Origin of the sequence: Pustulibacterium marinum (assembly GCF_900116665.1) — a bacterium.
GTDB classification, from domain to species: domain Bacteria; phylum Bacteroidota; class Bacteroidia; order Flavobacteriales; family Flavobacteriaceae; genus Pustulibacterium; species Pustulibacterium marinum.
In genome coordinates this window covers 86,656-110,494 of sequence record NZ_FPBK01000007.1, presented here as the reverse complement: position 1 = coordinate 110,494, position 23,839 = coordinate 86,656, and the positions used below count along the sequence as shown (strand labels likewise).

Genomic DNA, 23,839 nt, shown 5'->3' with positions numbered 1-23,839 from the left:
ATTATTTTTGAATTCCGTCTAAGGTAGGAATAGTTTCTAAAATATTTCCGTCTTCGTCAAATTTTAACTCATCAATACAAACTTCTCTGTGGAAACCGGCAGCATCGCCCATAGTAATTCCGTTTGGAATAGAAAACCTGTGATATACAATGTACCATTTATCGGTTCCTGGAATGTTGATGACCGAGTTATGTCCGGTACCGTAAATTCCTTTCGAAGGCAATTTTTTGATTACCAAATTGTTTTCAGGAATGTTTAGTGGTCCAACCGGACTATCACTGGTTGCATAACGTACTCTGTAGTTTGGACTACGGGTATCGTCTTCGCTCCATAAAAAGTAATATTTCCCTTTTCTGTAAAAAACTTCGGTTCCTTCTCTAAAAGTTCCATCTGTCTTTATAACTTTTAAACTCTTCTTTTTGAAAGAAACCATATCTTTTTTAAGCTCTACAACAGCCATATAACCATTACCCCAATACAAATATGATTTTCCAGTTTTAGGATCTGTAAATACATCTGGATCTATTTCTTGACCTCTGTTGATGCCTTCTGGTTTAAAATTGATCAAGGCTTTTCCTGAATCTGTAAAAGGACCTTCCGGAGTATCTGAAACCGCCACACCAACTTTTTGAGCAGCTGTGAAATAATAGAAATATTTAATTTTCCCTTTTACTTTTTTCTCTATAGCCGTTGGTGCCCATGCATTTCTATCTGCCCAGGAAACGTCTTTTTTCAAATCTAAAATCGTTCCTTCGTCTTTCCAATCAATTAAATTATCAGAAGAAAACGTTTTGAAATAATAACCTCCCCAACCATCAAATCCGTCTGTAGTTGGGTATAAATAAAACTTCTTGGTTTTCGTTGAATACATAATTTCAGGATCGGCATAATAGCCTTCTAAAACAGGATTGCTGTTAACCACAGGATATGCCGCTGGTTTTCCCCACTTTGCAAAAAGCGCTTTCAACTCACTTCTGGTGATTGGCAATACGGTTCCGTGACGTGGATGAAAATCCATTGAAATTTGATCGTCTACCACTTCAAAATTCTCTAAATCTTTACTTTTAGTAAACTGATATTTTCCTCTTCCGTACACATCATACATCAAAATATATTCGTCTGAATTATTCAGTTTGAAAACACCTGAACCTTCCACTGCATCTTTGGTTTGTTGCTTGTAGTCTGCATCTTCTTTCCATTTACCGGAAGTTAAATCGGTAGTTGTAGCGTGTTTAATTCCGTTTCCGTGACCTTCCGTTTTATAGAATAAATGGTACAATCCGTCTTTCATTACAATATCGCCATCAATACAACTTTTTCCATTTTCAGGAAAAAACAATTGCTTAGGCTCGCCTTCAAAATCGGTAAAATCTTCATTGGCGTAGACATAATAAATAATATCTGGACTACCCGTATACTGCATAGAAAAATAGATCATATACTTTCCTGCTTTTGCATCGTAAATAGTTTGCGGAGCCCAAACACGTTTCAGCTCTTCTTGTCCTTTGTATTTTTTTTGAATATTGATTTTACTCGACGTCCAATTCACCAAATCGGTTGATTTTAACAACACCATTCCACGGTTAGAATCCCAACCTTTGTTTGATGTCATATCAGTCACCACCATATAATAGGTGTGCTTATCTTCGCCACGTAAAATATGCGGATCGCGAACGCCGCCAGTTTCACTAATTTCTTTGGATGCTATTACTGGTTTATTGTTATTCAGTGCCATGTATTGGTAGCCATCTGGACTTACCGCAAAGCGAATTTGCTCATCTTCTACTGAATTTCCAGTGAAATAGGTAAACAAATATGCCGTGAAATCTTTTTCGGGCATTTCTTCTCTCGTCTGTGCTTGTATTCCTAAAACACTTAGGAAACAACATAATGCTGTGATGGTTCTTTTCATTACTTGTTAGTTTTATTAATTCTGATTACTGTAAATGAATATGGGGCCAATTCCATATTCTGGTTTGCTGTAGTTTTTATCTTTTCAGTTTGAAGGCTTGCTTCTTTGGCATCTGGTTTCCCAGAAAACACCGTTTTTTCTGCTGTTGTTTCCGAAGTGATTAATGTACCAAGATTGGTTGTTACGTTTACCGAAACTGGTAACATATTAATATATTTCACAATAATAGCGTCATCTTTTTCATCTTCTACTACCGAAACTCCAATTCGTTTTTGAACTTTATCATCATCAGTATCCACCAACACTTTACTGTTATAATAAATGGTACCCGCATTTTGTCCGTACAATTGCTGAACGTAATAATCCGTAGTTGGTTTTACTTCAGTGTTATTAAAATAGATTAAATCGGGCGTCCATTGGGTGTGGTGTTCTTTGGCTAACAAAGGTGCATACGATGTCATTTCTACTATATCTCCATTTCTTTCTACCGCTGCCAAATACAAAGCTTCCGAAAGTGCAGTTTCTATATTGCTAGGTCTTCCCGGCAAATGCGATGCATACTCTCCCAAATATACTTTGGCGTTGTTTCTGTCGTACGCATCATAATAATCCTGATTGTAAATAAACCAACCCGGCGGCACATAATAATGTTCATCTACCATTGGCACAGCCAAACGATTGGCTATTTCCCAACCTTCGTCATAATCGGTTCCTTCATAAAATGGTCCAACAGTACCAATTACGGTAATTTCCGGATGTTTTTCCTGAATTGCATTGAAGATCATGGTAAAGCGTTCTTCAAAAACATCGGTAATTAAATCTTCGTTTCCTATACCTATATATTTTAAATTGAAAGGTTTTGGATGTCCTGCCGCTGCTCTCTTTTTACCCCATTCGGTAGCGGCATCACCGTTTGCCCATTCAATCAAATCTAAAATATCCTGAATATAGGCATCCATTTCTTCCATTGGAATTCCGCATTGCTGACCAGCGCCACCCGTTCCTGAATTCTGACAAGGAACTCCGGCAGCAATGACCGGAACCGGAGCTGCGTTGATATCTTCACAAAACTGAAAATACTCGTAATACCCTAGTCCAACCGTTTGATGGTAATTCCATAAATTTCGGTTAGGTTTTCTAGTTTCTAACGGACCAATCGTACTTTTCCAATCGTAAATATTATCAACCCCATCTCCGTGCGCTACACAACCACCCGGAAAACGAACAAACTGCGGATGCAGATCAGCAATCACCTGTGCTAAATCTTTACGCAATCCATTTTTGTGATTGTGAAATGTATTTTCTGGAAATAGCGAAACCATATCTACCGCCACTTTAGACGAATTTTGTGGTGTAATCACCAATTTCGCATCGGCTACAGTTTCTTTAATTTTGAAGGATTTCTGATACTTTTTCCATGAAGAAGCATTTACTTTAATGTTTACCTCATCATACACTTTACCGGCATCATCTACCAATTGTACTAATAATTTGTTACTGTTTCCATAGGTTTTTGCAGAAATGGAGAAATTGTATTTTTCGTCTGCTTTTAACGGAATGGCATCAAAACCTTCGTTAGTTAACGACTCACCATTGTTGAGTATCAAATAATACTTATTGTTTTCGTGAATAGGGTTTACACTGTCTAACTTGCTTTCGATATTTTTAGAAGTCCAAGCAAAAAAGTGATTCCAGTTTTTGTCTCTGTATTGCTTATCTGACGGATGGTATTCAAAATCACGGTTCTGAATCAATTCAGCATACAAACCGCCATCGGCAGCGTAATTGATATCTTCAAAAAAGATCCCCATCAACTTATCAGAAATTTGCTTTTTTTGTTCTGGTTGCACTTTTACAGCAACAGAAACTGATTCCAAACCGTCAAATCTTGTAGCATCTTCGGCTGTAGTTTCGGCGTGTAAACTTTGTTTGTATTTGCTTAAATCTTTGGCGTCTATTAAACCTTGAATCACCTTCCAATCCACTTGATGCAAAGTTCCCGTAAGGGTTTCATTCCCAATGACAACTTCGGTTTTTAAAGTTTGAATCTTATCAATTTTTTGTGGTTTTGAATAGCTTTTAAAATCGGAAGTAGTGATTTGAAAATATTCAGTGCTCCCGTTGTTATCACTTTTGTACTGAATCACATATTGATCATCTTTCATAAAAACAACCGGCTCTAACACATTAGAACCATTGGATGGCATAGGATATGATTGACGTTTCCAATGTACCAAATCTTCCGAAGCCGCATGTGCAAAAGCAGTATCAGATTCGTTTACACTCCAGATGGCATGCCAAAGTCCGTTTGTATCTTGAAACAAAAAAGGCTGCACCAAACGTTTTTGAGAACCCCATCTTCCATAATCTGAAAATAAAAATCCATGTTCTGGACCAATTTTATGCCAATTTACCTTATCAGTACTCCAGGCAAAATGCAAACCATTTCTGCTTCGATTTTCATTTTTAGTATATGCAAACAAATAGGCTTTCCCCGGGTTTGCTAAAGTTTTCACAGGTATGGCAAATAACAATGCCAATAGTGTCATTTTTAAAACGATTATCAATTGGTTTTTGAACTGTTGCAACTGATCCATAATTTATATTTTACGGTTGGTAAGGTTTACCAACAATTAACTTATCTCCTGAAAGATCTACTTCAAACAAATGCGGAATTCGAACATATTGTCCGCTAACTTCTTTATGACTATGCACAGACATCAAGGTTTTTCCTTCAAACGTGGTGAATAACATTCCGTGTCCGAAATTTGGAGGTGTAATAGGACTTTCATCCTGAATCCAAGGTCCGTCTAAAGTTCCACTTTTGGAATAGGCAACACCTTGCACATAATCATTGAAAATCCAACTGGTCCAAATCATTCCTAAACGTCCGGTGCCGGTTCTAAACAAATACGGACCATCAGTTACTTTATTGGGTTTTATGTTTCCGGTAGCATCTTTTTCCTTACTCCAAGGCGAAGCACTTGCTTTGAACAACAACTCGCCTTCTCCTACGCTTCCTGACAAATCTGGTTTTAATTGAATTTTCTCAATTGTTCCATCCCAATTTTGAAGCCATTCATAACAATAAATCATATAAGGCGTATCGTTTTCAACCCAAAAAGTTCCGTCTAAAGTAGGTTTGCTAGCAGGCAAATACGTGTCATCTTTCATAGGAATATAGGGTCCGGCCGCAGCATCGCTCACCAATACATGACTTGCTCTGCGCTCTATGACATTGCCTTTTACCGTATCAATCTTCACATCTCTATTGGTAAACGTAGCGAAATAGTAGTATTTATCTTTATACTGATGCAGTTCTGCTGCCCAAATCATAGGGTTATCTCCCATCCACGAAGTTGGATCTGTCATGGCTACCTCAAAAGGACCTTCCCATTCTTTTAGGTTTTTACTTTGCCAAAGCTTTCCGCCAGTTCCTGTCATGTAATACATATTCGTTTTAGGATCAGCTACAATTGCGGGATCACTCAAACGAATATCACTCAATTTCTGGTTCTTTTTTGGTTGCTCCTGATGCTCAAAAACGTTGAGATTCCAATTTCTATAAAACTGTAAAACTGGTTGCCCGTTGACTACTTTCACAGGTAACCAAAGATACCTGCCGTCGATATGATTCTGAGGTCGCCATTGATCTGCCATAAAAATGAAGGCATCTTTTTTCCCTTCCACCGGAAAAACATACGTACTTTGCGAATCGAACGTAATGTTTGCATCTTTCCCTATCGCTGGATTCTTCAGTTGTTTCCAAGGTCCCCAAATAGAGGTTGCACTAAAAGAACGTGCCGCATTCGGATCCCAACCGGTACAACCAGAAGTGATCATATAATACGTTCCGTTTTGTTTAAAAATTGTCGGCGCTTCGTTATGTCCGGCTGGAGCTACAGTTATGTATTTCCCCGTAAAACTTCTGTAATCATCTGACAATTCCGAAATATGTAAGGTCAAATTATCTTCGGAAGAATGAATGTGGTACGCTTTGCCATCATCATCTACGAACAAGGTCATATCTCTAGACATTTGCCCTTTTTCAAAATCACGACGCACAAACAAACCTTGTTTGACTGCTTTGTACCATTCGGGTGTCCACCACTCTAAATTCTTTTCATTAGGTTGTTCTTGCTTCCATTCTTCTTTAAAATTGATAGGCCATTTCCCAGCATTCGGTCTGAAGGATTTTATGAATTTGAAAGGTCCCGTTGGCGTTTTGCTGATAGCCAAACCTGTTCTGGCAGCGCTATAACCTTGATCTTTCAACTCCAAATGAAACCACATTACATAAGTTTTCGTTTTTTGATTGTAAATTACTTTCGGACGTTCAATAACACAGCCTTTGGTAATTTCGGAAGATTTCTTTTTTGAAACCGAAAGTGCTACTCCTTCTTTTTTCCAATTGTATATATCTGTAGAACTGTAAACATTTACGCCAACGTTGGCTTTACTCGACGTTCCTTTGTGCTCTCCGTACCAATAATACACCCCATTTTGAAACAACATACCACCACCATGCGCATTGATATGATTACCATCGGTGTCTTTCCAAATTGCCCCGGGTGTAAAACTCGTTTGTTGTGCCACAGCAACGTGTAACACAAGAAACAGCAGAAAACTTAGTTGGAGTGAATTTTTCATACAGAATTGATTTTATTTTTTGAACACAAATGTGGTGATCGACCTTTTAGGAAGCGTCACTTTTTTGCGTATTTTCTCATTATTTTTGATTTTGGAAAGATTCATATTTTCTTCGGCTGAAGTACGGTATGCATCATACAAATGGTATTTTTCAGCTTGAAAATCTAATTTTAAGGTTTGAGCTGTTTCGCTATAATTAATTGCTACCACCACCATTTCATTCGTTTCTGGATTTAGATAGGCAGAAGCCATCAACTCTTGCGCTGAAGCATTGGCGTCTAAACCGGTTTCTAAAGCAATACGTTGCATTCCCGGACGAATAAACCTGCTGAAATGCCCCATGGCCCACAAATTTTTGGTTACAGAAAAGTCGCCATTTGTATGTGTTTCATTGGGTTGTAGCGCAATCAAATAATAACGCGTATCAAAATCTGGATTTCCAGGTTCTAAAGCATTCCAAAATTGCCAAGCTCCTGCATTGGCCTCGGTTAAATCAAAATGAATCACCTTGGCTAAAAACAAGGCGCAATCTATTGCGGAAATTCGGCCTTTTTTTCCATCTTTATAACCATCGCCCAACATAGAATATTCCGATTGCCAAAAAGTAATATCATGTGCTTCCCCTGCTTTTTTAACCGCTTGTCTTACTTCAATCAATTGCTCGTCTGAAGACTCTGTAAAATAACTGTGCCCCACGACCAAGTCTGGCACATGCGCGAGATTTAATACGTTGATAGCACTTTCTTTGCTATACAAATCTTGAATCTGCTGGCGGCTATCTCTATTTCCTGAATATAGAAAATCGAGTTGAGCAGCTTCGCTTAGCATAATCTTGGTATCTTGTTTTCTTTCGGTAAGTTTTGCATCTAATAAATGTGCAACTTTGGAAATATTTTCATTAGACCAAGGAGAACCTTCCTGTTTTGCATGTCCCGGTTCTCCAAACCAATCCCACTGTGGTTCGTTAATTGGACTTATGTAATCAAAATGAATTCCTTCTCCATTAAAATGCGCTACAACTGTAGCTAAAAATTCAGCAAAATCCTCATAATGTTCATCTTTCAAATTGGCTACATAGTCTTTTTCAGTTTTAAAACCGTAACCATTTTTGTTGAATTGCACCGGTGCCGAATTAGAAAAAGCAATCAAACGCTCTACTCCGTAGGAATTTGCTTGTTTCAAAAACCATTGATACCCTTCTTGTTTTGTCCAATCATAACTTCCGTCAGGAGCTAAAAAAGATTCTACTCTTCTATTCACATCCCAAATACCACTGGCATCCCCTTGTTCAAAAGTTCCGGCTCCAATGTTAAAGCGCCATGCAGAAAGTCCAATTCCTACCGGATTTCCGGAAACGTCAAAAGCTTTGCTAAACAACAATTCGGCAATGCGTTCTCTTTTTTCCTGAGGCCAGTATTTTCCAATTCCTTCGCTGTACCAACATCCGGCAGCACCAAAATTATCGATGGTTTGGTATTTTTCAGAAGTGTTTATTTTTATTGATGTAACCTCTTGCGCAGTAGCATTGGCTAAAATCAATAGGAACAAAAGGAAAACATGAAGTTTGTTATTCTTCATTTTCTAGTTCTTTATAATATTCCATTAAAGTATAGAAGGCTAGCTTTTTGTGGTCTTTATCATCAATTAACCCTTTACGATTATATCCTTCCTGATATGTTGGATTGTTTCGTTTTGGTGATCTAAAATCATATAAAACCCACGGTGCTACCCCACTGAAACTTTCTGGAAATTGTTTTTTAAACATTTTAATTTGCTCTTCGTAATACCATTGCTGATATTCTTCACTAAAACGCATTTCTTTATCGTCATGAAAACCTCCTTTGGCACCAGCCCCGGTTTCACTAATAAAAAATGGTTTGTTGTATTTTATCTCCCACTCAGCTGTTTCGCACGCATCTGGTGTTGCTCCGTACCAACCTAAGTATTCGTTTAAAGCAATTATATCTGTGTATTCACCAAGAGGATCATCTACAAAATTTACATTTTTATTGTAACCGACCTCTAAAGCTGCTGCTATTAATCTGGTGTTATCTAATTTTTTAGCATCTTTAACCAACGTACTCATGAATTTGGTTCGAGCATCGCTTACCGGAGTTTCGTTACCAACAGACCATATAATGATGGAAGCTCTATTTCTATCGCGCGTAATCATTTCTTGTAATTGATTTTCGGCCTTTGCCAATACCGCTGGATTTTTAAAATCGATAGTCCAATAAACCGGAATTTCGGTCCAAAGTAAAATCCCCAAAGAATCGGCCATTCTGGTCATATATTCATTGTGTGGGTAATGCGCCAAACGAACCATGTTTGCATGCAAATCTTTAACGCTTGCAAACAATTTACGTGCATCTTCCTTGCTTGTTGCACGGCGCTGGTCGGAAGATATTTCTTCGTGTGTGCAAATACCTCTTAGGAAAATCTGTTTGCCATTCAGGAGAATTTTAGTTCCTGCTACTTCAACCTTTCTAAATCCTATTTTATCTGAAATTGAATGCTCTTTGAAGCTTATTTCTACATCGTATAATTTTGGATTTTCAGTAGACCAAAGTTTTAGTTTTTTCACTTCAAAATCAATTTTCACTGAATCACCTGTAACTGTAAAGTCCTGTTGAATTTTTAATTCAGGAATACTAACAGATACAATTTCTTCAGAAGTTGAAGCATTAAGTTTTACCCAGCCACTAATTTGAAATTTCTTTTTCTTTTTAGCTTTTGCTATATCTTGAGATTGATTTAGCTGAATATGATATTGCTGAATAAATTCCTTCGGCGTGATAACAAGTTTTACATCTCTAGTAATTCCACCATAATTCCACCAATCTGTATTTAAAGTTGGTACTTCATCTGCATATCTTTTGTTATTTACATGAACAACTAAATAATTACCAGTGTCTTTCAGTAATTCAGCAGGAATTTTAAAATTGAATGGCGTGAAACCTCCTTTGTGCATTCCTAACTTTTTACCATTTAGATATACATGCGCTTCGTAGTTTACTGCTCCAAAATATAAAAACACACTTTCATTTGTCTCCACTTCAGGCTTATCAAAAGTACGTTGATACCAAACCGTTCCTTCATAATATTTAAATATAGGATCTTGAGAATTCCAATCACCTGGAACTTCTATAGTATACGGCTCTTTGTAATCATGTTCGGTCCAATCTGTTTTTTTGGTAATCACTGGTTTATTCCAGAAAGCACCAGGATCATTTTCTTTTCGTTCTTTAAAACGATAATCGAAAAATCCAGTTTCATAGGGATCTATAATATAATTCCACGTACCATTTAATGAAACTGTTTTTCTTCCCTGCGTGTTAACAATAAGTTGATCTTGGGCCTTACCATATGTAAAGCCCAAAACCAATATTAATAAAGTGAGTTTTATTTTGTTCATGATCTATTTTAATAACTGAATTGTGTAGCTATAGCTATAACTATCATCTAATAAAAGATATGGTTTATGCGGATATCTTCCCCAGCTATCATCACCACCTAACCCACGTTGTTTATAGTCTAAATGAATGTACACCTTATCTTCTGGATGTACATCTGTAGTGTGACGTTGATCTTTAGTTTTCCCCGGATCTAAAGATTCTGTAGAAACATTTAATGCACTGAAACCTATCGGTTGCGTTCCTGTAATTTGAATACCAGTACCATCATTTTTTGTAAAACTCACCCAACGAACGTCTGTTTTAAATGCATTTTCTTGTGGGCGAATGTATTCCCAAACAAATTGATCTTCCACTGTGCTTTGGTAAGTTCCAATAAATGCGGCATCCTTTCTGTCTGAATAGTTTTCCCATGGACCACGGCCATAAAATTCTAAATCGTTATAAGCTCCCGGTAACTGCATGCGCATTCCAAAACGAGGAATTTCAGGAAGATCTTTACCTTCCATATCTATTGCTGCAGTAACTTTTATAGTTCCATCATTTTGGATAAGATATTCTACAGTATAAGGAACTTTAGCTTCTGAAAGCTCAAAACTTACTTTTACAGGCAACCCTGTCTCAGTTTGTTTACCGACTTCTACCGAAGTAACAGTTGGATTTTTGTGAGCGTTTTTCCAAATTTCAAGCTTAGAAGGCATTCCGTTTCCAAAGTCATTATCTGTTGGAGCTCTCCAAAAATAAGGTGTTGGATAAGCTGTGATCATTTCGTTTTCTCCTTTGAAATGATAAGATGATATTACTCCATTTACCAAATCAAAAGTACCTTCTACTCCATTTGCTTCAAAAGCTAAAACTTCTTTGCTTTTACTAATTTTTAAAGCTTTTTTATCTGAATTTATTGTTGAAACAAAATCGAAAAAGTTCTTTTCTCCTAAACTAAATTGCGCTCTTGCTTGTTCATGTTGTGCAGGAACTAGGTCAGTTCCTTCCGTAGTATAAGCATATACATTTAAGAAATATTCTGCAGTAGCATCAACTGAAACATCAATAGATTTTGAAACTGTACTTTGTGGTTCACCATTTATTGTAAACGTTCCTTGATCTGCTATTTCACCATTTTTAAGTAATTCCCAACCAAAAGAAAATGCATTTAAATTGGTATAGAAATATCCATTTTTAATTGAAAGCTTTCCGTTATCAAAATTAAACTTAATTGGTTGATATACTTTTTTCACTTCATAAATCGCAGGATGCACCGTTCTGTCTGCAGAAACCAATCCGTTAGCACAGAAGTTTTCATCGTTTTGAAGATCTTCTCCGCCAAGATCTCCACCATACGCCCAAAATTCTTGGCCATTTTCTTCTGCCAACAAACCTTGATCTACCCAATCCCAGATAAATCCGCCTTGCATGTGCGGCGAATTGTCTATAATATAAAAATACTCCTGAAAATTTCCGTTGGAATTTCCCATTGCATGACTGTATTCACACATGATGAACGGACGTGTTTTATCCGTAGCATTTGCATATTTCGTCATGTAATCGATCCCTGGATACATTGGGCAAACTACATCGGTGTCTTCATTTTCTCCAGCTTGTTCAAACTGAACTAATCTGGTGTCATCATATTTTTTCAACCATTTATATGCATCGTAGAAAACAGGCCCGTTTCCACACTCGTTACCCATAGACCAAAGGATAACGGAAGGGTGATTTTTATCTCTTTCTGCCATACGCTTGATACGATCTAAATGAGCAGGTGCCCATTCTGGCAAATACGCAGGGTGTTTCGACTTATCAAAACCACCTTGCCACTCGGCTCCCATAGCATGCGTTTCTATATTGGCTTCATCAACAATAAAAAATCCGTATTCGTCCGCTAAATCATATAATTCCGATCCATGTGGATAATGACTCATACGTATCGAATTGATATTGAATTGCTTCATCAACTCCATATCTTTTCGCATCATAGCTTCATCCGGTACGTGACCTTTTGTACCATGGTGTTCATGCAAATTAACGCCGTGTACCTGAACAGCATTTCCGTTTACTAAAAGTTGTGCATTCTTCAGCTCAACACGACGGAAACCAGTTTTTCCGGCAATAACAGCTAAATCTGATTTGTTACCTTTCCAACTAATTGTGTAAGAGTATAAATATGGTGTTTCGTCTGACCATTTATGAACCTCTTTAATTGTTGTATTGAAATTTACGATTTCGTCTTTTTTACCTACTTCTTTAGTTTCGGTATAAACTTTTTTCCCAGCTGCATCTACTAATGTGAATGTAACCTCTGCTTTACGGTTTTTGTTTCCTTCAAACTTTCGTAAATCTACTGTTGCATCTAAATTTCCATCAGTGTAGGAATCATCTAAACCAGCTTTTACAAAATAATCCCAAACGGTTAATTTAGGAAGTGCTTGTAAATACACATCCCGTTCAATTCCACTTAAACGCCAAAAATCTTGATCTTCTAAATAGCTTCCATCATGCCAACGAAAAACTTGAACCGCTAACAAATTTTCGCCTTCCTTCAAGAATTCAGTAACATCAAATTCGGCTGGTGTTTTAGAAGCTTTTGTCATGCCCACTTCTTCTCCGTTCACATAAATTTTTGCATAACCAGAAATTGATCCGAAGTGTAAAATCACCTCTTTTTCATCCCAGTCAGCAGGAACTGTAAACGTAGTTCTATAACTTCCTACAGGATTGTATGATTCATCTATGAACGGTGGATTTTTAGGAAAAGGATACTTTACATTTGTATAAATTGGTGTATCAAATCCTTCCAATTCCCAATTGGATGGAACTTTAATATCATCCCAACTACTATCGTCTAAATTTGTTTTAAAAAAATCTGTTGGTCTTTCTTTAGGAGTTTTCACTACAGAAAACTTCCAAGTGCCGTTAAGACTTTTGTAGAACTCAGAACTACTGTGCTCACCTGACTGAGCTGCTTTTTCGGAATTATACACAACAAATTGGGCATGGCCTTCTTCTTTATTCCTATCTAAAACGGTTGGGTTCTCCCATTCGTTTTTAGCTTGTTGTGCATTTAATGCTCCTGCAAGGAGACATAGTAATGGTAAAAATATGGTTTTTCTATTCATGAGCTTGTTAGTTATTCGGTGCTTTTACTTTATTGTTTTATTTAATATCGTTAATTTCTATAGTACTAGATGAATGCTTTTTAAACTGTCTTTATCACCTTGAATTATACTTTGAGCAAAATCGTGAAGTTTATGTTTTGTATTGTATAATTTCTTAGAAAGATCTGAGGTGAAAGCTAGCTTATTTTGATTATATCTGTTCCAAAGAAAAAGATCTAACAGAGTAGATTTTAGGACTAAATGTTCTAGAGAAAGTACAAATTTGGTCAAATTTCTATGCATTGGTTAGTCTTTTTTCAATCAAATTTATAAGTGTAAAAATTATACTTATTAAAACAGAATGTACAAAAACCCCAAAACCTGATACGAAATACAAAAAATTCCGTCATCAGGTTCTAGTATACATCTAGTATTAAGCTAATCCAACTTATAAATGTTTTGTCTATTTTTCTACTTATATATTCTTAATTATTCATCCTATATTATCAATAACTTAGAAATTACTAAGATTCACAAACAAAACGAAATCGTTTTCGATTATATTTTAAAAAAAATTCAGAAATTCAAATGAAACATTATCAACTTTAAATAAGAAACAGCTACTAATTATTTAAAATTTAGCTCAATAAATCAATGAATCACTTTTTAAGAAACTGTTTTATTATTAATTCGTTACCAAACATATAATTTTTTTTTAATAAAAAAGAACAGTACCTACCAGTTTTTAAAATACACTCTACCAGTTTAAAAGATTATCCTTTCAATACATAAAAAGCTATTTAACAAGTTTTTACATCGTTTATTTTGAAACTCCTCTATTCTCTCTTACTTCATTTAATCAAACATTAACAAACCCTTAATTTGATTTTTTGAAATTCAAAACGAAGATTGAATACTTTAGCTAAAACAAACAGAAACAAGTTGTTATGAAACATCATGCAAAAACCATCCATCAACTTAAGGATTTAATTAAAATAAATTCTGAAAGAATAAAAGATTATCAAGATGCTATTGATTGCTTGAAAGGTGAAAGAAAAGAACTTTCTATTGCCTATAGTAAAATGATAGAACAAAGTTTACAGTTCAAAACAGAGCTGGAAAATACTGTAATTATTTACGGCGGAGCTTTAAAAGATTACAACCCCGGTTCCATATTTGAAAAATGGTTGGCTTTGAAAGACGACTTTAAGTATCAAAATATTGACTCTTCCCACGATATTTGTATAAGTTGTGAAGATGCACTTTTAAAGGCCTATAAAAAGTTAACTCAAGATACTGACATTGATAGAGATACTAGAGAACTTTTAGACAAGCAACATCAGAAATTGGAAAAATACTCGTGTGAAATTAAAAATATTCTAGAGGAATATGAAACTATCCATAGTTAGAAAAAGGATTTTTTCTACATGAAAACCTTTGGCTATTGTCAAAGGTTTTTTTTTATCTTGTTGAAAAATTATCATTATGAATTTCAATACTAAAATGCTACCACAAGATACATTGACGGGCAAAACAGTTGTAGTTACCGGTGGCGGAAGCGGTTTGGGAAAATCTATGACTACCTACTTTTTAGAATTAGGCGCAAACGTTGTCATTACTTCAAGAAATTTGGAAAAATTGGAAACTACCATCGCTCAATTCCCCAGTCATCTAACTGAAAAATGCAAGGCAGTAGCATGTGATGTTCGCAATTATGAGGAAGTTGAAAAAATGCTACAAGCAACTATTAGTACATTCGGTTCTGTAGATATTTTAGTCAATAACGCTGCTGGAAATTTTATCTCTCCTACGGAAAGACTTTCTGCCAATGCATTTGACACCATTATTGATATTGTATTAAAAGGATCAAAAAATTGTACGCTTGCCTTTGGTAAACATTGGATAGATACAAAAGAAACCAATAAAACTATTTTAAATATTGTAACCACCTACGCTTGGACAGGTTCTGCCTATGTGGTTCCCAGCGCTACTGCAAAAGCAGGAGTATTGGCCATGACAAGAAGTTTGGCTGTTGAATGGGCTAAATACGGAATTAGATCCAACGCTATTGCACCAGGACCATTTCCTACCAAAGGTGCCTGGGATAGGTTATTACCCGGAGATTTGAAAGAAAAATTTGATCTCGCCAAAAAAGTTCCATTAAAGCGTGTTGGCGATCATCAAGAACTAGCAAATTTAGCAGCATATTTAATTTCAGACTTTTCAGCATATATCAATGGAGAAGTTATTACCATTGACGGTGGAGAATGGCTAAAGGGTGCTGGGCAGTTCAACTTACTAGAAGCTATTCCCGAAGAAATGTGGGATACTTTGGAAGCAATGATCAAATCTAAAAAAAATAAGAGCTAATCTATTTACTTAGAATTAGCTAAACAAAATGCAGTTTTTGTGTTAATAATTTTCGTTTTTTTAACCCACAAATAATTGTATTTTTACCACTCTAAAACCATCAACAACCAATGGGTAAAATTATTGCTATTGCAAATCAAAAAGGTGGAGTAGGCAAAACCACAACTTCTGTAAACCTTGCCGCTTCCTTAGGTGTACTTGAGAAAAAAGTTTTATTGATCGATGCTGATCCTCAGGCCAATGCCACTTCTGGTCTTGGATTTGACGTGGAAACCATTGAATACGGAACTTACCAATTGCTTGAACACACTATGAATGCAAAAGAATTAGTGCTGAAGAGTGATTCACCTAATTTAGATTTGATTCCGGCACATATTGACTTGGTTGCTATTGAAATTGAGTTGGTTGATAAGGACAAAAGAGAATACATGCTTCAACAAAGTCTTGACAGCATTAAAGATGATTACGATTATATTCTTATAGATTGTGCTCCTTCTCTTGGGCTTTTAACATTGAATGCATTAACGGCAGCAAACTCGGTAATTATTCCTATCCAATGTGAGTATTTTGCCTTAGAAGGTTTAGGAAAGTTATTGAACACAATCAAAAGTGTTCAAAAAATTCATAATCCAAATTTAGATATCGAAGGCTTATTACTTACCATGTATGATGCCCGTTTACGACTATCTAACCAAGTTGTTGAAGAAGTTCAAAAACACTTTAGTGATATGGTTTTTGAAACCATTATTCAAAGAAATGTACGTTTGAGTGAAGCTCCAAGTTTTGGAGAAACCATTATAAATTATGATGCCACTAGTAAAGGAGCTACCAACTACTTGAACTTGGCACATGAGTTGATAAAGAAGAATAAAGAAAAGGTATAATTTAGATGGCAAAAGCAGTAAAGAAACAAGCTTTAGGGAGAGGACTTTCGGCTCTATTAAAAGATCCTGAAAACGATATTAAATCTGTTGAAGACAAAAATGCAGATAAAGTTTTAGGAAACATCATAGAGTTAGAAATTGAGGCAATTGAGATAAACCCTTTTCAACCGCGAACCAATTTTAATGAAGAAACCTTACAAGAACTTTCTGTTTCTATTCAGGAGTTAGGTGTTATTCAGCCGATAACCGTTCGTAAACTTGACTTCAATAAATATCAGTTAATTTCAGGAGAGCGCCGTTTACGAGCTTCCAAAATGGCCGGTCTTACAACCGTTCCTGCGTATATTCGTATTGCAAATGATCAGGAATCTTTGGCAATGGCATTGGTTGAAAACATCCAACGCCATGACCTTGACCCTATAGAAATTGCACTTTCTTATCAACGTCTTATAGATGAAATAAATCTTACTCAAGAACAACTGAGTGACCGTGTTGGTAAAAAACGTTCTACAATTACCAATTACCTTCGTTTATTAAAATTAGATCCCATTATTCAAACAGGAATGAGAGATGGATTTGTAAGCATGGGACATGGTAGAGCGCTCATCAATGTTGAAGATAAAAAAGATCAAATTGCTATTTACGAAAAAATAATTACTGATTCTCTAAGTGTAAGAGCTACCGAAACACTCGTAAAAAATTATCAGTTAGATAAAACTATAGATCCAAAATCACCAACTAAACCTACTACAAGCGCTTCTCCAGAATTTGTAGAAAAAGGGCTTCCAAAGTTCAACGAGTACTTTTCTACCAAAGTTGACGTTAAAGTAGGTAAGAATGGAAAAGGGAAACTCATTATACCTTTTCATTCCGAAGAAGATTTTAAACGTATTCAAAAATTAATTTCTGGTGATAAGTAAACATTTCGCATGTATATTTTTTATTTTACTGACTTTTAGTGGTTTTGCACAGGATAAAGATAAAACTCCGGCAGATACCGCAGCAGTAAAATCTATAGACACCATAATTCAAAGTAAAAGACCATTTGAACCTTTAGCACCTTCAAAAGCCTCTTTTTACTCTGCAATTTTACCCGGTCTGGGACAAGCATACAACCATAGTTATTGGAAAATCCCTATAGTTTATGGAGGAATGGGAGTTGCTGGTTATGCTTATCTTTGGAATAATAAGCAGTATCATAAATTTAGAGACGCTTACAAACGCAGACTTAGCGGACATATGGACGATGATTATTATGATCTCAACGGAAGTGGTATAGATCCTGGAAATCCAGATATTACCACAGATAGATTAGAAGATATTCAAAATAGTTATCAAAGTGATAGAGATTTATCACTACTTATATTTATAGGTATATACGCTTTAAATATCATCGATGCCAATGTTGATGCGCATTTAAAGCAGTTTAATATTAATAAAGACTTATCTTTGAACCCTTATATTGAACAGAATAACTTTAGAAGTACTCCCGATATAGGGTTAACATTAAATATTCGATTGTAATGAAAATAGCTTTATTGGGTTACGGTAGAATGGGAAAAGCAATTGAAAAAATTGCTACCGAAAGAGGCCATGAAATTGTGATAAAAGCAGACCGTAACACTAAAGAATATGATATTACAACAGCAGATATTGCTATAGACTTTAGCATTCCTACCACTGCTTTCAACAATATCACAAATTGTATAAATAACGGAGTTCCCGTGGTTAGCGGTACCACAGGTTGGCTAGAAGATTACTCAAAAGTAGTTTCGCTATGCAAAGAAAAAAACGGAGCATTTATATATGGTTCTAATTTTAGCGTTGGCGTGAATATATTTTTTGAATTAAATGATCATTTAGCGAAACTAATGAATGGTTTGAAGGAATATAATGTTTCTATGGAAGAAATTCACCATACTCAAAAACTAGATGCTCCCAGTGGAACCGCAATTAGTTTAGCAGAAGGAATCATTAACAATTATGATAGTAAAAATAATTGGACTTTAGAGCATCCTACATCAGAAGATATTGAAATAACAGCCAAAAGAATCCCTGATGTTCCCGGAACGCATTCTATATTTTACAATTCAGAAATTGATTCTATTACCATTACTCACGAAGCACATTCCAGACAAGGTTTTGGCCTTGGAGCTGTAATTGCAGCAGAATGGCTTGTTGGAAAAACAGGAATTTATACCATGAAAGATGTGTTAAATATAGGTTAATCCTGTAACACTATCCTTCAATCAAATACTTTTAGATAAACATAAAACAGTACAATGACACTATATCAATGGTTTGTATTTTTCTTGCTTGTGCAAGTAGTACATTTTTTAGCAACTTGGAAACTTTACGTTAAAGCAGGAAGAAAATCATGGGAAGCGGCCGTTCCTGTATACAACGCGGTCATTTTAATGAAAATCATCAATAGACCATGGTGGTGGGTGCTTCTATTATTTATTCCGGTGATAAATGTGATTATGATTCCGGTGATTTGGGTAGAAACTATTCGCAGTTTTGGACGAAATACTACAGCCGACACATTTCTTGTACTGTTTACCTTAGGTTTTTACATATTCTATGTGAACTATGGTCTAGATGTAACATATATTGAAGATAGAAGTTTAAAACCAAGAACTGTTGCAGGTGAATGGGCTAATTCCATCATCTTTGCAGTCATTGCAGCAACCTTCGTGCATACGTACATCATGCAGCCATTTGTAATTCCAACGCCATCGTTAGAGAAAACATTACTTGTTGGTGACTTCCTTTTTGTGAGTAAATTTCATTACGGAGCTAGATTACCTATGACTGCTGTAGCTGCTCCTATGGTACACGATACCATCCCTGTAGTAGGAGTTAAATCATATTTAAAAGAGCCGCAATATCCATATTTCAGATTACCAGGTTTACAGAAAATAGAACGTAATGAAATTGTGGTTTTCAACTGGCCTGTTGACACCGTACGTTACTTTGGAGACCGCAGTAATATTCATGTCGATAAACCTCTTGATAAAAAATCTAATTATGTGAAGAGATGCGTGGGTATTCCAGGCGATGAATTAGAAATAAAAGATGGTTTTATCTATATCAATGGAGAAAGAACCAAACTTGGAGAAAGAGCAAAACCACAGTATTCCTACAGCGTTTATACCCGTTACAACCTTAGTCCAGAAATCATGTATAGCCGTTTTGGTGTCACCAATGGTTTTGGAGGTTCTAGAAAATTGGCTGACGGAAGTTTTCAATACCAATTTGCTTCACTAACAGACGAAATGGTCAGTGAATTACAAAAAAATTCTGCCATCGACAGTATTGTAAAGATGATTATACCAAAAGGTATTGCAGATCCTTCTGTATTTCCTCATTCGTCTAATATGAAATGGAATCGTGATAATTTTGGACCTATTTCAATTCCTGAAAAAGGAGAAAAAGTGGAACTATCACTAGAAAACCTTCCATTATATGAACGCATTATTTCAGACTATGAAGGTCATGATCTACAAGTAAAAGGAAGTCAAATTCTTGTAGATGGTAAACCTACAAACTCCTATACATTTGGTCAAGACTATTATTGGATGATGGGTGACAACCGTCATAATTCAGAAGATAGTAGATTTTGGGGATATGTTCCATTTGACCACGTTTTAGGAAAACCCGTATTCGTTTGGTTTAGCTGGGATAGCTTTGCCAAAAAACCAAGATGGGATCGTATTTTCACTACCGTAGATGGTGGCGGTAATAGCAAACCAACATCTTACTTTATGTATTTTGTAATACTATTAGTTGGTTATTTTGTTTTCGATTTCTTCAGAAAAAAGAATAAAAAGAAAAAGCTTAATTACTGAAAATGAAATCGCTTCTACACCCAACCTATTTTCCTTCTATTGCGCAATTTTCGGTAATAGTTAAGAGTGATGCCATTGTTTTTGAAAAGTTTGATAATTTCCAAAAGCAAACGTACAGAAACCGCATGTACGTTTATGGAGCAAACGGAAAGCAGATGCTTAGCATTCCCATAAAACATACGGGAAAAGATGGTAGACAACTATACAAGGATGTAAAAGTAGAAAATGATTTTCCGTGGCAAAAACAGCACTGGAAAAGTTTGCAAACCGCATACAGAACTTCTCCTTTCTTTGAGTTCTACGAAGACGAAATAGCACCATTATTTGAAAAGAAACAGGAATATCTATTAGATTTCAACATTTCAACTTTTGAAACTATTTCGGATTGTTTACAACTGGAAACTGATTATAGTTTTACAAATTCCTATGCTACTGAAATTACTGATAATGATGACTTAACAGATTTTCGAAAACTTGTAAATGCAAAAAAGATAAACACACCTTCTTTTGATACCTATACACAAGTTTTTGACAGCAAAGAAGGCTTCTTAAATAACTTAAGTATTTTGGATCTTTTATTCAATGAAGGACCTAATTCATTGACTTATTTGGAAGATCAATTTCTAAAAATACATCTGTAAATACAGTATGCTAAGAATATTTGTTCACTATGGAATCCATTTTTTGATTCCGTTTGTGGTTGCATTTATCTTCTATCGAAAAACGTTTCAAATATCAATATTTATTCTACTTGCTGGAATTCTTATTGATATTGATCACCTTTTTGCAAATCCTATTTTTGATCCAAACAGATGTAGTATTGGTTTTCACCCATTACATTCTTACGTAGCCATAGCGTTGTATATACTGCTGTTGTTATTTTCAAAAACAAGAATTTTTGGTTTAGCCCTTATCATACATATTATTGCAGATGTATGTGATTGCTTGATGATGCCTAGCAATTAATCATTTTCAGGATCATGCATTCCAAAGACAACTTTCACAGGAAAATGATCTGAATAGTATTCTGAAAAATTTTCGTGTGAACGCACTTCAAATTCTTTATCCCCAAAAACAAAATCTATACGCATTGGAAAGTATTTAAAATCGTAGGACCTTCCAAAACCACTACCTCTTTCTTCAAAACTATCTTTAAGGTCAAATTCAGTTTTCAATCTTCTATATATATAGGAAAAAGCAGTATTATTAAAATCCCCACAGATTACAAATCGACCGCCATATTCTTTTACATTGCTTATGAATTCTTCGATTTGAGATTGTTGTAGTGTAAAATTTTTGGACATACTTTTGGCTACCCATTTCTTATCTATCTGTTTAACACTTTGTCCTTCCACAGTGGAGTTGATACCTAGCGACTGTAAATGAAAATTATACACTCGTACCTTTTCTCCATGAATATCTAAATCTGCATATAAAATGTCATTTCCTGAATCAAAATTAAAAATTCCCTGACTTAGTATTTCATAGCGAGATAGAATGACCTGCCCCATTTGGCCATCTATATTCTTACACTTCACATAATAATACGGATACATTTTTTCAAAAAGTTTGAAATCTTCTTTCCAGAACTCCTGAAACATCATTATATCTGGATTTTCCTTTGCCACCAATTGCTGTATTTTCTGGGGAATATCAGTTTGATTTGTCCAATCCAATTGATTCAACATTCTCACATTCCATGTCATTATAGAAAAATCATTTGAACGCTTTGGTAGTTGTTCATGACCAAATTCTATTAACGATCTTACATGGTTAAATCCTAAAATTAAAATTATTACCGATAGTAAAAATTGCTTCTTGAAACGAACCAGCCAATACACCACGAAAACAAAATTAACTATAATCAAAGGTGGTAATCCCAAACTTAGTAAAGAAATTAAAGGAAAATATCTTGGTGGTAAAAATGGCAATATAAAAGCCAATAAAGTTGCAGTAGCAACAAGACTATTTATTACAAAAATAAACTTATCAAAGAGGGAGAGTTTTTTCAAAGTGAACTATTGATATTAATTTTTTCCGGCCTTGAACAAATAGTCTTTTTCGTCTTTGCTCAAACTTTCATAACCGCTTTTGCTTATTTTATCTAAGATAGCATCAATTTTCTTCTGATGTATGTTTTTATCGTTATTAAACACTTTTGCACTACTATCTGTTGATTTTTTGTTACGATATACTTTTTTAAACTTTGTTTTTTCAGATTTCTTTCCGGAAAACAAATTGGCAATACCATCCATTAAGCTACTAAACCATGCTCCAATATCATTTCCTTGCCCTAACTGACGCGCATACACAAAACCTAACAATGCACCACCTAAATGCGCAATATGACCTCCAGGATTACTTTCTGATATCTGTAATAAATCCATTAAAACAAAAAATATTCCCACGTGCCAGAGTTTTACATTAAACATAAACACACGAACTTCTTGATTTGGAATATAAGCACACACAAATATTAAAATAGCCATTACCGCCGCAGAAGCTCCTATAAGATATTGCGGAATGATTGAATTGGTAAAAGCCGGGAAAATATTATAGGATAAAAAGTAAAGTACGCCTCCAGCTATGGCTCCTAAGAGATAAACTGTATAGAATCTTTTTCCGCTGAACAAATTCATAAAAATATTCCCTGAGAAATATAACGTAATCATATTGAATAAAATATGACGAAAACCACCATGAAAAAAAGCATACGTAATTATAGTCCACGGTCTTGTTAAAAAACCATTTAAAGAATCTGGCATTCCAAACCAATCTAAAATATATGCTTGAGGTATTTGAAACAACCCAAATACCAGTGAGAATAGTAAAAAGATGGCCACATTAATGACAATCATTTTAACATGGGGTGCCAACATTTTATATTGATAACTCCAATTTGTATTCATATCAATTCCACCTATTATGGTTAAACTCATTTTTTTTCCAATACCACATCGTAATGAATCCAATTACCGCACCACCAATGTGAGCCCAAAATGCTGTATTTTCAGGACCTGCCAGAGAACTTCCTGTAATAGCTGAGTACAAGGTAATTGCAAAATAACCACCTATTAAATATTTAGCTTTGATAGGAATTGGGATAAACATGATATACAAAGGCATATTGGGATAAACAACCACAAATGCAGCAGTGATTCCAAAAAGACAACCAGAAGCTCCTACCATTGTAGCGAAATATGAATCATGTAAGCTATCAAATAGACTGTAAAGATTTTCATATGGCACATCTGCCCTACCTTTTGAAACCAAATCACTAAGAAAGACGTTAATCTCGCTTTGGCTTACTCCTGCATTTAATAAACCCTCAAATGCTGAATTGTATTGATAGTAAGTAAACAATATTTGTAATGCTACGGCTCCCAATCCGGATGCAAAGTATAATAAGAGAAATTTATTTCTTCCTAGATATTGTTCCAAAATGGGCCCAAAAATGATCAATGAAAACATATTAAAGAAAATATGCTTTTTGCCACCATGCATAAACATATGTGTAATTATCTGCCAAAATTGAAAATTTGGGTTCTTCGGAAACCACAAAGCAAACCAATCATACATAAAAGATTGGTTCATCATAGTCACAATGAAGAAAAGTATATTTATGATTAATAAATGTTTAACCGTTTCTGTTAATCGCATCATG

19 protein-coding genes are annotated in these 23,839 nt (G+C 35.3%); 10 read left to right on the top strand and 9 right to left on the bottom strand.

What is annotated here, in order from left to right:
- Window position 1: 1 nt before the first annotated feature.
- From BM383_RS10930 to BM383_RS10905, 6 genes are read right to left on the bottom strand one after another with little or no spacing between them, the layout of a single operon-like run.
- Window positions 2–1,912: a glycoside hydrolase family 43 protein gene (locus BM383_RS10930; protein ID WP_093025175.1), complete on the bottom strand. Its 1,911-nt coding sequence runs from the start codon at window positions 1,910–1,912 to the stop codon at window positions 2–4.
- The gene (locus tag BM383_RS10925; protein ID WP_218157929.1) at window positions 1,912–4,509 is read right to left on the bottom strand and encodes an alpha-L-arabinofuranosidase C-terminal domain-containing protein; all 2,598 of its coding nucleotides are present in this window, start codon (window positions 4,507–4,509) and stop codon (window positions 1,912–1,914) included. The genes BM383_RS10930 and BM383_RS10925 overlap by 1 nt, the downstream gene beginning before the upstream one ends.
- A 10-nt stretch (window positions 4,510–4,519) precedes the next feature.
- The gene (locus BM383_RS19010) at window positions 4,520–6,562 is read right to left on the bottom strand and encodes a family 43 glycosylhydrolase (protein ID WP_093025174.1); all 2,043 of its coding nucleotides are present in this window, start codon (window positions 6,560–6,562) and stop codon (window positions 4,520–4,522) included.
- 12 nt (window positions 6,563–6,574) lie between these two features.
- Complete coding sequence (locus BM383_RS10915) at window positions 6,575–8,140, bottom strand: glycoside hydrolase (protein WP_093025173.1); 1,566 nt, start codon at window positions 8,138–8,140, stop codon at window positions 6,575–6,577.
- Entirely contained in the window at window positions 8,130–9,977 is a 1,848-nt protein-coding gene (locus BM383_RS10910) for a glycoside hydrolase family 2 protein (protein ID WP_093025172.1), read from the bottom strand. The genes BM383_RS10915 and BM383_RS10910 overlap by 11 nt, the downstream gene beginning before the upstream one ends.
- 3 nt (window positions 9,978–9,980) lie before the next feature.
- On the bottom strand, window positions 9,981–13,091 hold the full coding sequence (locus BM383_RS10905) for a beta-galactosidase, LacZ type (RefSeq protein WP_093025171.1): 3,111 nt from the start codon (window positions 13,089–13,091) through the stop codon (window positions 9,981–9,983).
- A gap of 926 nt (window positions 13,092–14,017) precedes the next feature.
- Here BM383_RS10905 and BM383_RS10895 point away from each other — a divergent pair.
- The 9 genes from BM383_RS10895 to BM383_RS10855 all read left to right on the top strand — a co-directional run bounded on the left by BM383_RS10895 (window position 14,018) and on the right by BM383_RS10855 (window position 21,141).
- Window positions 14,018–14,479, top strand: a complete 462-nt coding sequence (locus tag BM383_RS10895) for a ferritin family protein (RefSeq protein ID WP_093025169.1) — start codon at window positions 14,018–14,020, stop codon at window positions 14,477–14,479.
- 76 nt (window positions 14,480–14,555) lie between these two features.
- A complete protein-coding gene (locus tag BM383_RS10890) occupies window positions 14,556–15,440 on the top strand; it encodes an SDR family oxidoreductase (RefSeq protein WP_093025168.1) in 885 nt (294 codons plus the stop codon).
- A 110-nt stretch (window positions 15,441–15,550) separates the two neighbouring features.
- Window positions 15,551–16,324 carry a ParA family protein gene (locus BM383_RS10885; RefSeq protein WP_093025167.1) on the top strand — a complete coding sequence of 258 codons (774 nt, stop codon included), beginning with the start codon at window positions 15,551–15,553 and terminating at the stop codon, window positions 16,322–16,324.
- Window positions 16,325–16,329: 5 nt separating this feature from the next.
- A complete protein-coding gene (locus BM383_RS10880; protein WP_093025166.1) occupies window positions 16,330–17,244 on the top strand; it encodes a ParB/RepB/Spo0J family partition protein in 915 nt (304 codons plus the stop codon).
- Window positions 17,234–17,848, top strand: coding sequence for a DUF5683 domain-containing protein (locus BM383_RS10875; protein WP_245766573.1), 615 nt, complete (start codon window positions 17,234–17,236; stop codon window positions 17,846–17,848). Before BM383_RS10880 ends, BM383_RS10875 begins: the two co-directional genes overlap by 11 nt.
- The gene (gene dapB / locus BM383_RS10870; protein ID WP_093025165.1) at window positions 17,848–18,552 is read left to right on the top strand and encodes a 4-hydroxy-tetrahydrodipicolinate reductase; all 705 of its coding nucleotides are present in this window, start codon (window positions 17,848–17,850) and stop codon (window positions 18,550–18,552) included. Before BM383_RS10875 ends, dapB begins: the two co-directional genes overlap by 1 nt.
- Before the next feature lie 54 nt (window positions 18,553–18,606).
- Entirely contained in the window at window positions 18,607–20,175 is a 1,569-nt protein-coding gene (gene lepB, locus BM383_RS10865; protein ID WP_093025164.1) for a signal peptidase I, read from the top strand.
- A gap of 2 nt (window positions 20,176–20,177) precedes the next feature.
- A complete protein-coding gene (locus BM383_RS10860; protein WP_093025163.1) occupies window positions 20,178–20,816 on the top strand; it encodes a WbqC family protein in 639 nt (212 codons plus the stop codon).
- 7 nt (window positions 20,817–20,823) lie between these two features.
- Window positions 20,824–21,141 carry a DUF6122 family protein gene (locus BM383_RS10855; RefSeq protein ID WP_093025162.1) on the top strand — a complete coding sequence of 106 codons (318 nt, stop codon included), beginning with the start codon at window positions 20,824–20,826 and terminating at the stop codon, window positions 21,139–21,141.
- Here the strand turns inward: BM383_RS10855 and BM383_RS10850 are convergent.
- Window positions 21,138–21,881, bottom strand: a complete 744-nt coding sequence (locus tag BM383_RS10850; RefSeq protein ID WP_093025161.1) for an endonuclease/exonuclease/phosphatase family protein — start codon at window positions 21,879–21,881, stop codon at window positions 21,138–21,140. The two genes, BM383_RS10855 and BM383_RS10850, sit on opposite strands and share 4 nt — an antisense overlap.
- Window positions 21,882–21,993: 112 nt before the next feature.
- Here BM383_RS10850 and BM383_RS10845 point away from each other — a divergent pair, with 112 nt between their 5' ends.
- The gene (locus BM383_RS10845; protein ID WP_093025160.1) at window positions 21,994–22,200 is read left to right on the top strand and encodes a hypothetical protein; all 207 of its coding nucleotides are present in this window, start codon (window positions 21,994–21,996) and stop codon (window positions 22,198–22,200) included.
- Between the two features lie 2 nt (window positions 22,201–22,202).
- Here the strand turns inward: BM383_RS10845 and BM383_RS10840 are convergent, their stop codons facing one another.
- Together BM383_RS10840 and BM383_RS10835 are read right to left on the bottom strand one after the other, a co-directional pair.
- Window positions 22,203–23,114 carry a rhomboid family protein gene (locus tag BM383_RS10840; protein WP_245766572.1) on the bottom strand — a complete coding sequence of 304 codons (912 nt, stop codon included), beginning with the start codon at window positions 23,112–23,114 and terminating at the stop codon, window positions 22,203–22,205.
- Window positions 23,086–23,838: a rhomboid family intramembrane serine protease gene (locus BM383_RS10835; RefSeq protein WP_093025159.1), complete on the bottom strand. Its 753-nt coding sequence runs from the start codon at window positions 23,836–23,838 to the stop codon at window positions 23,086–23,088. The genes BM383_RS10840 and BM383_RS10835 overlap by 29 nt, the downstream gene beginning before the upstream one ends.
- Between the last annotated feature and the right edge of the window lies 1 nt (window position 23,839).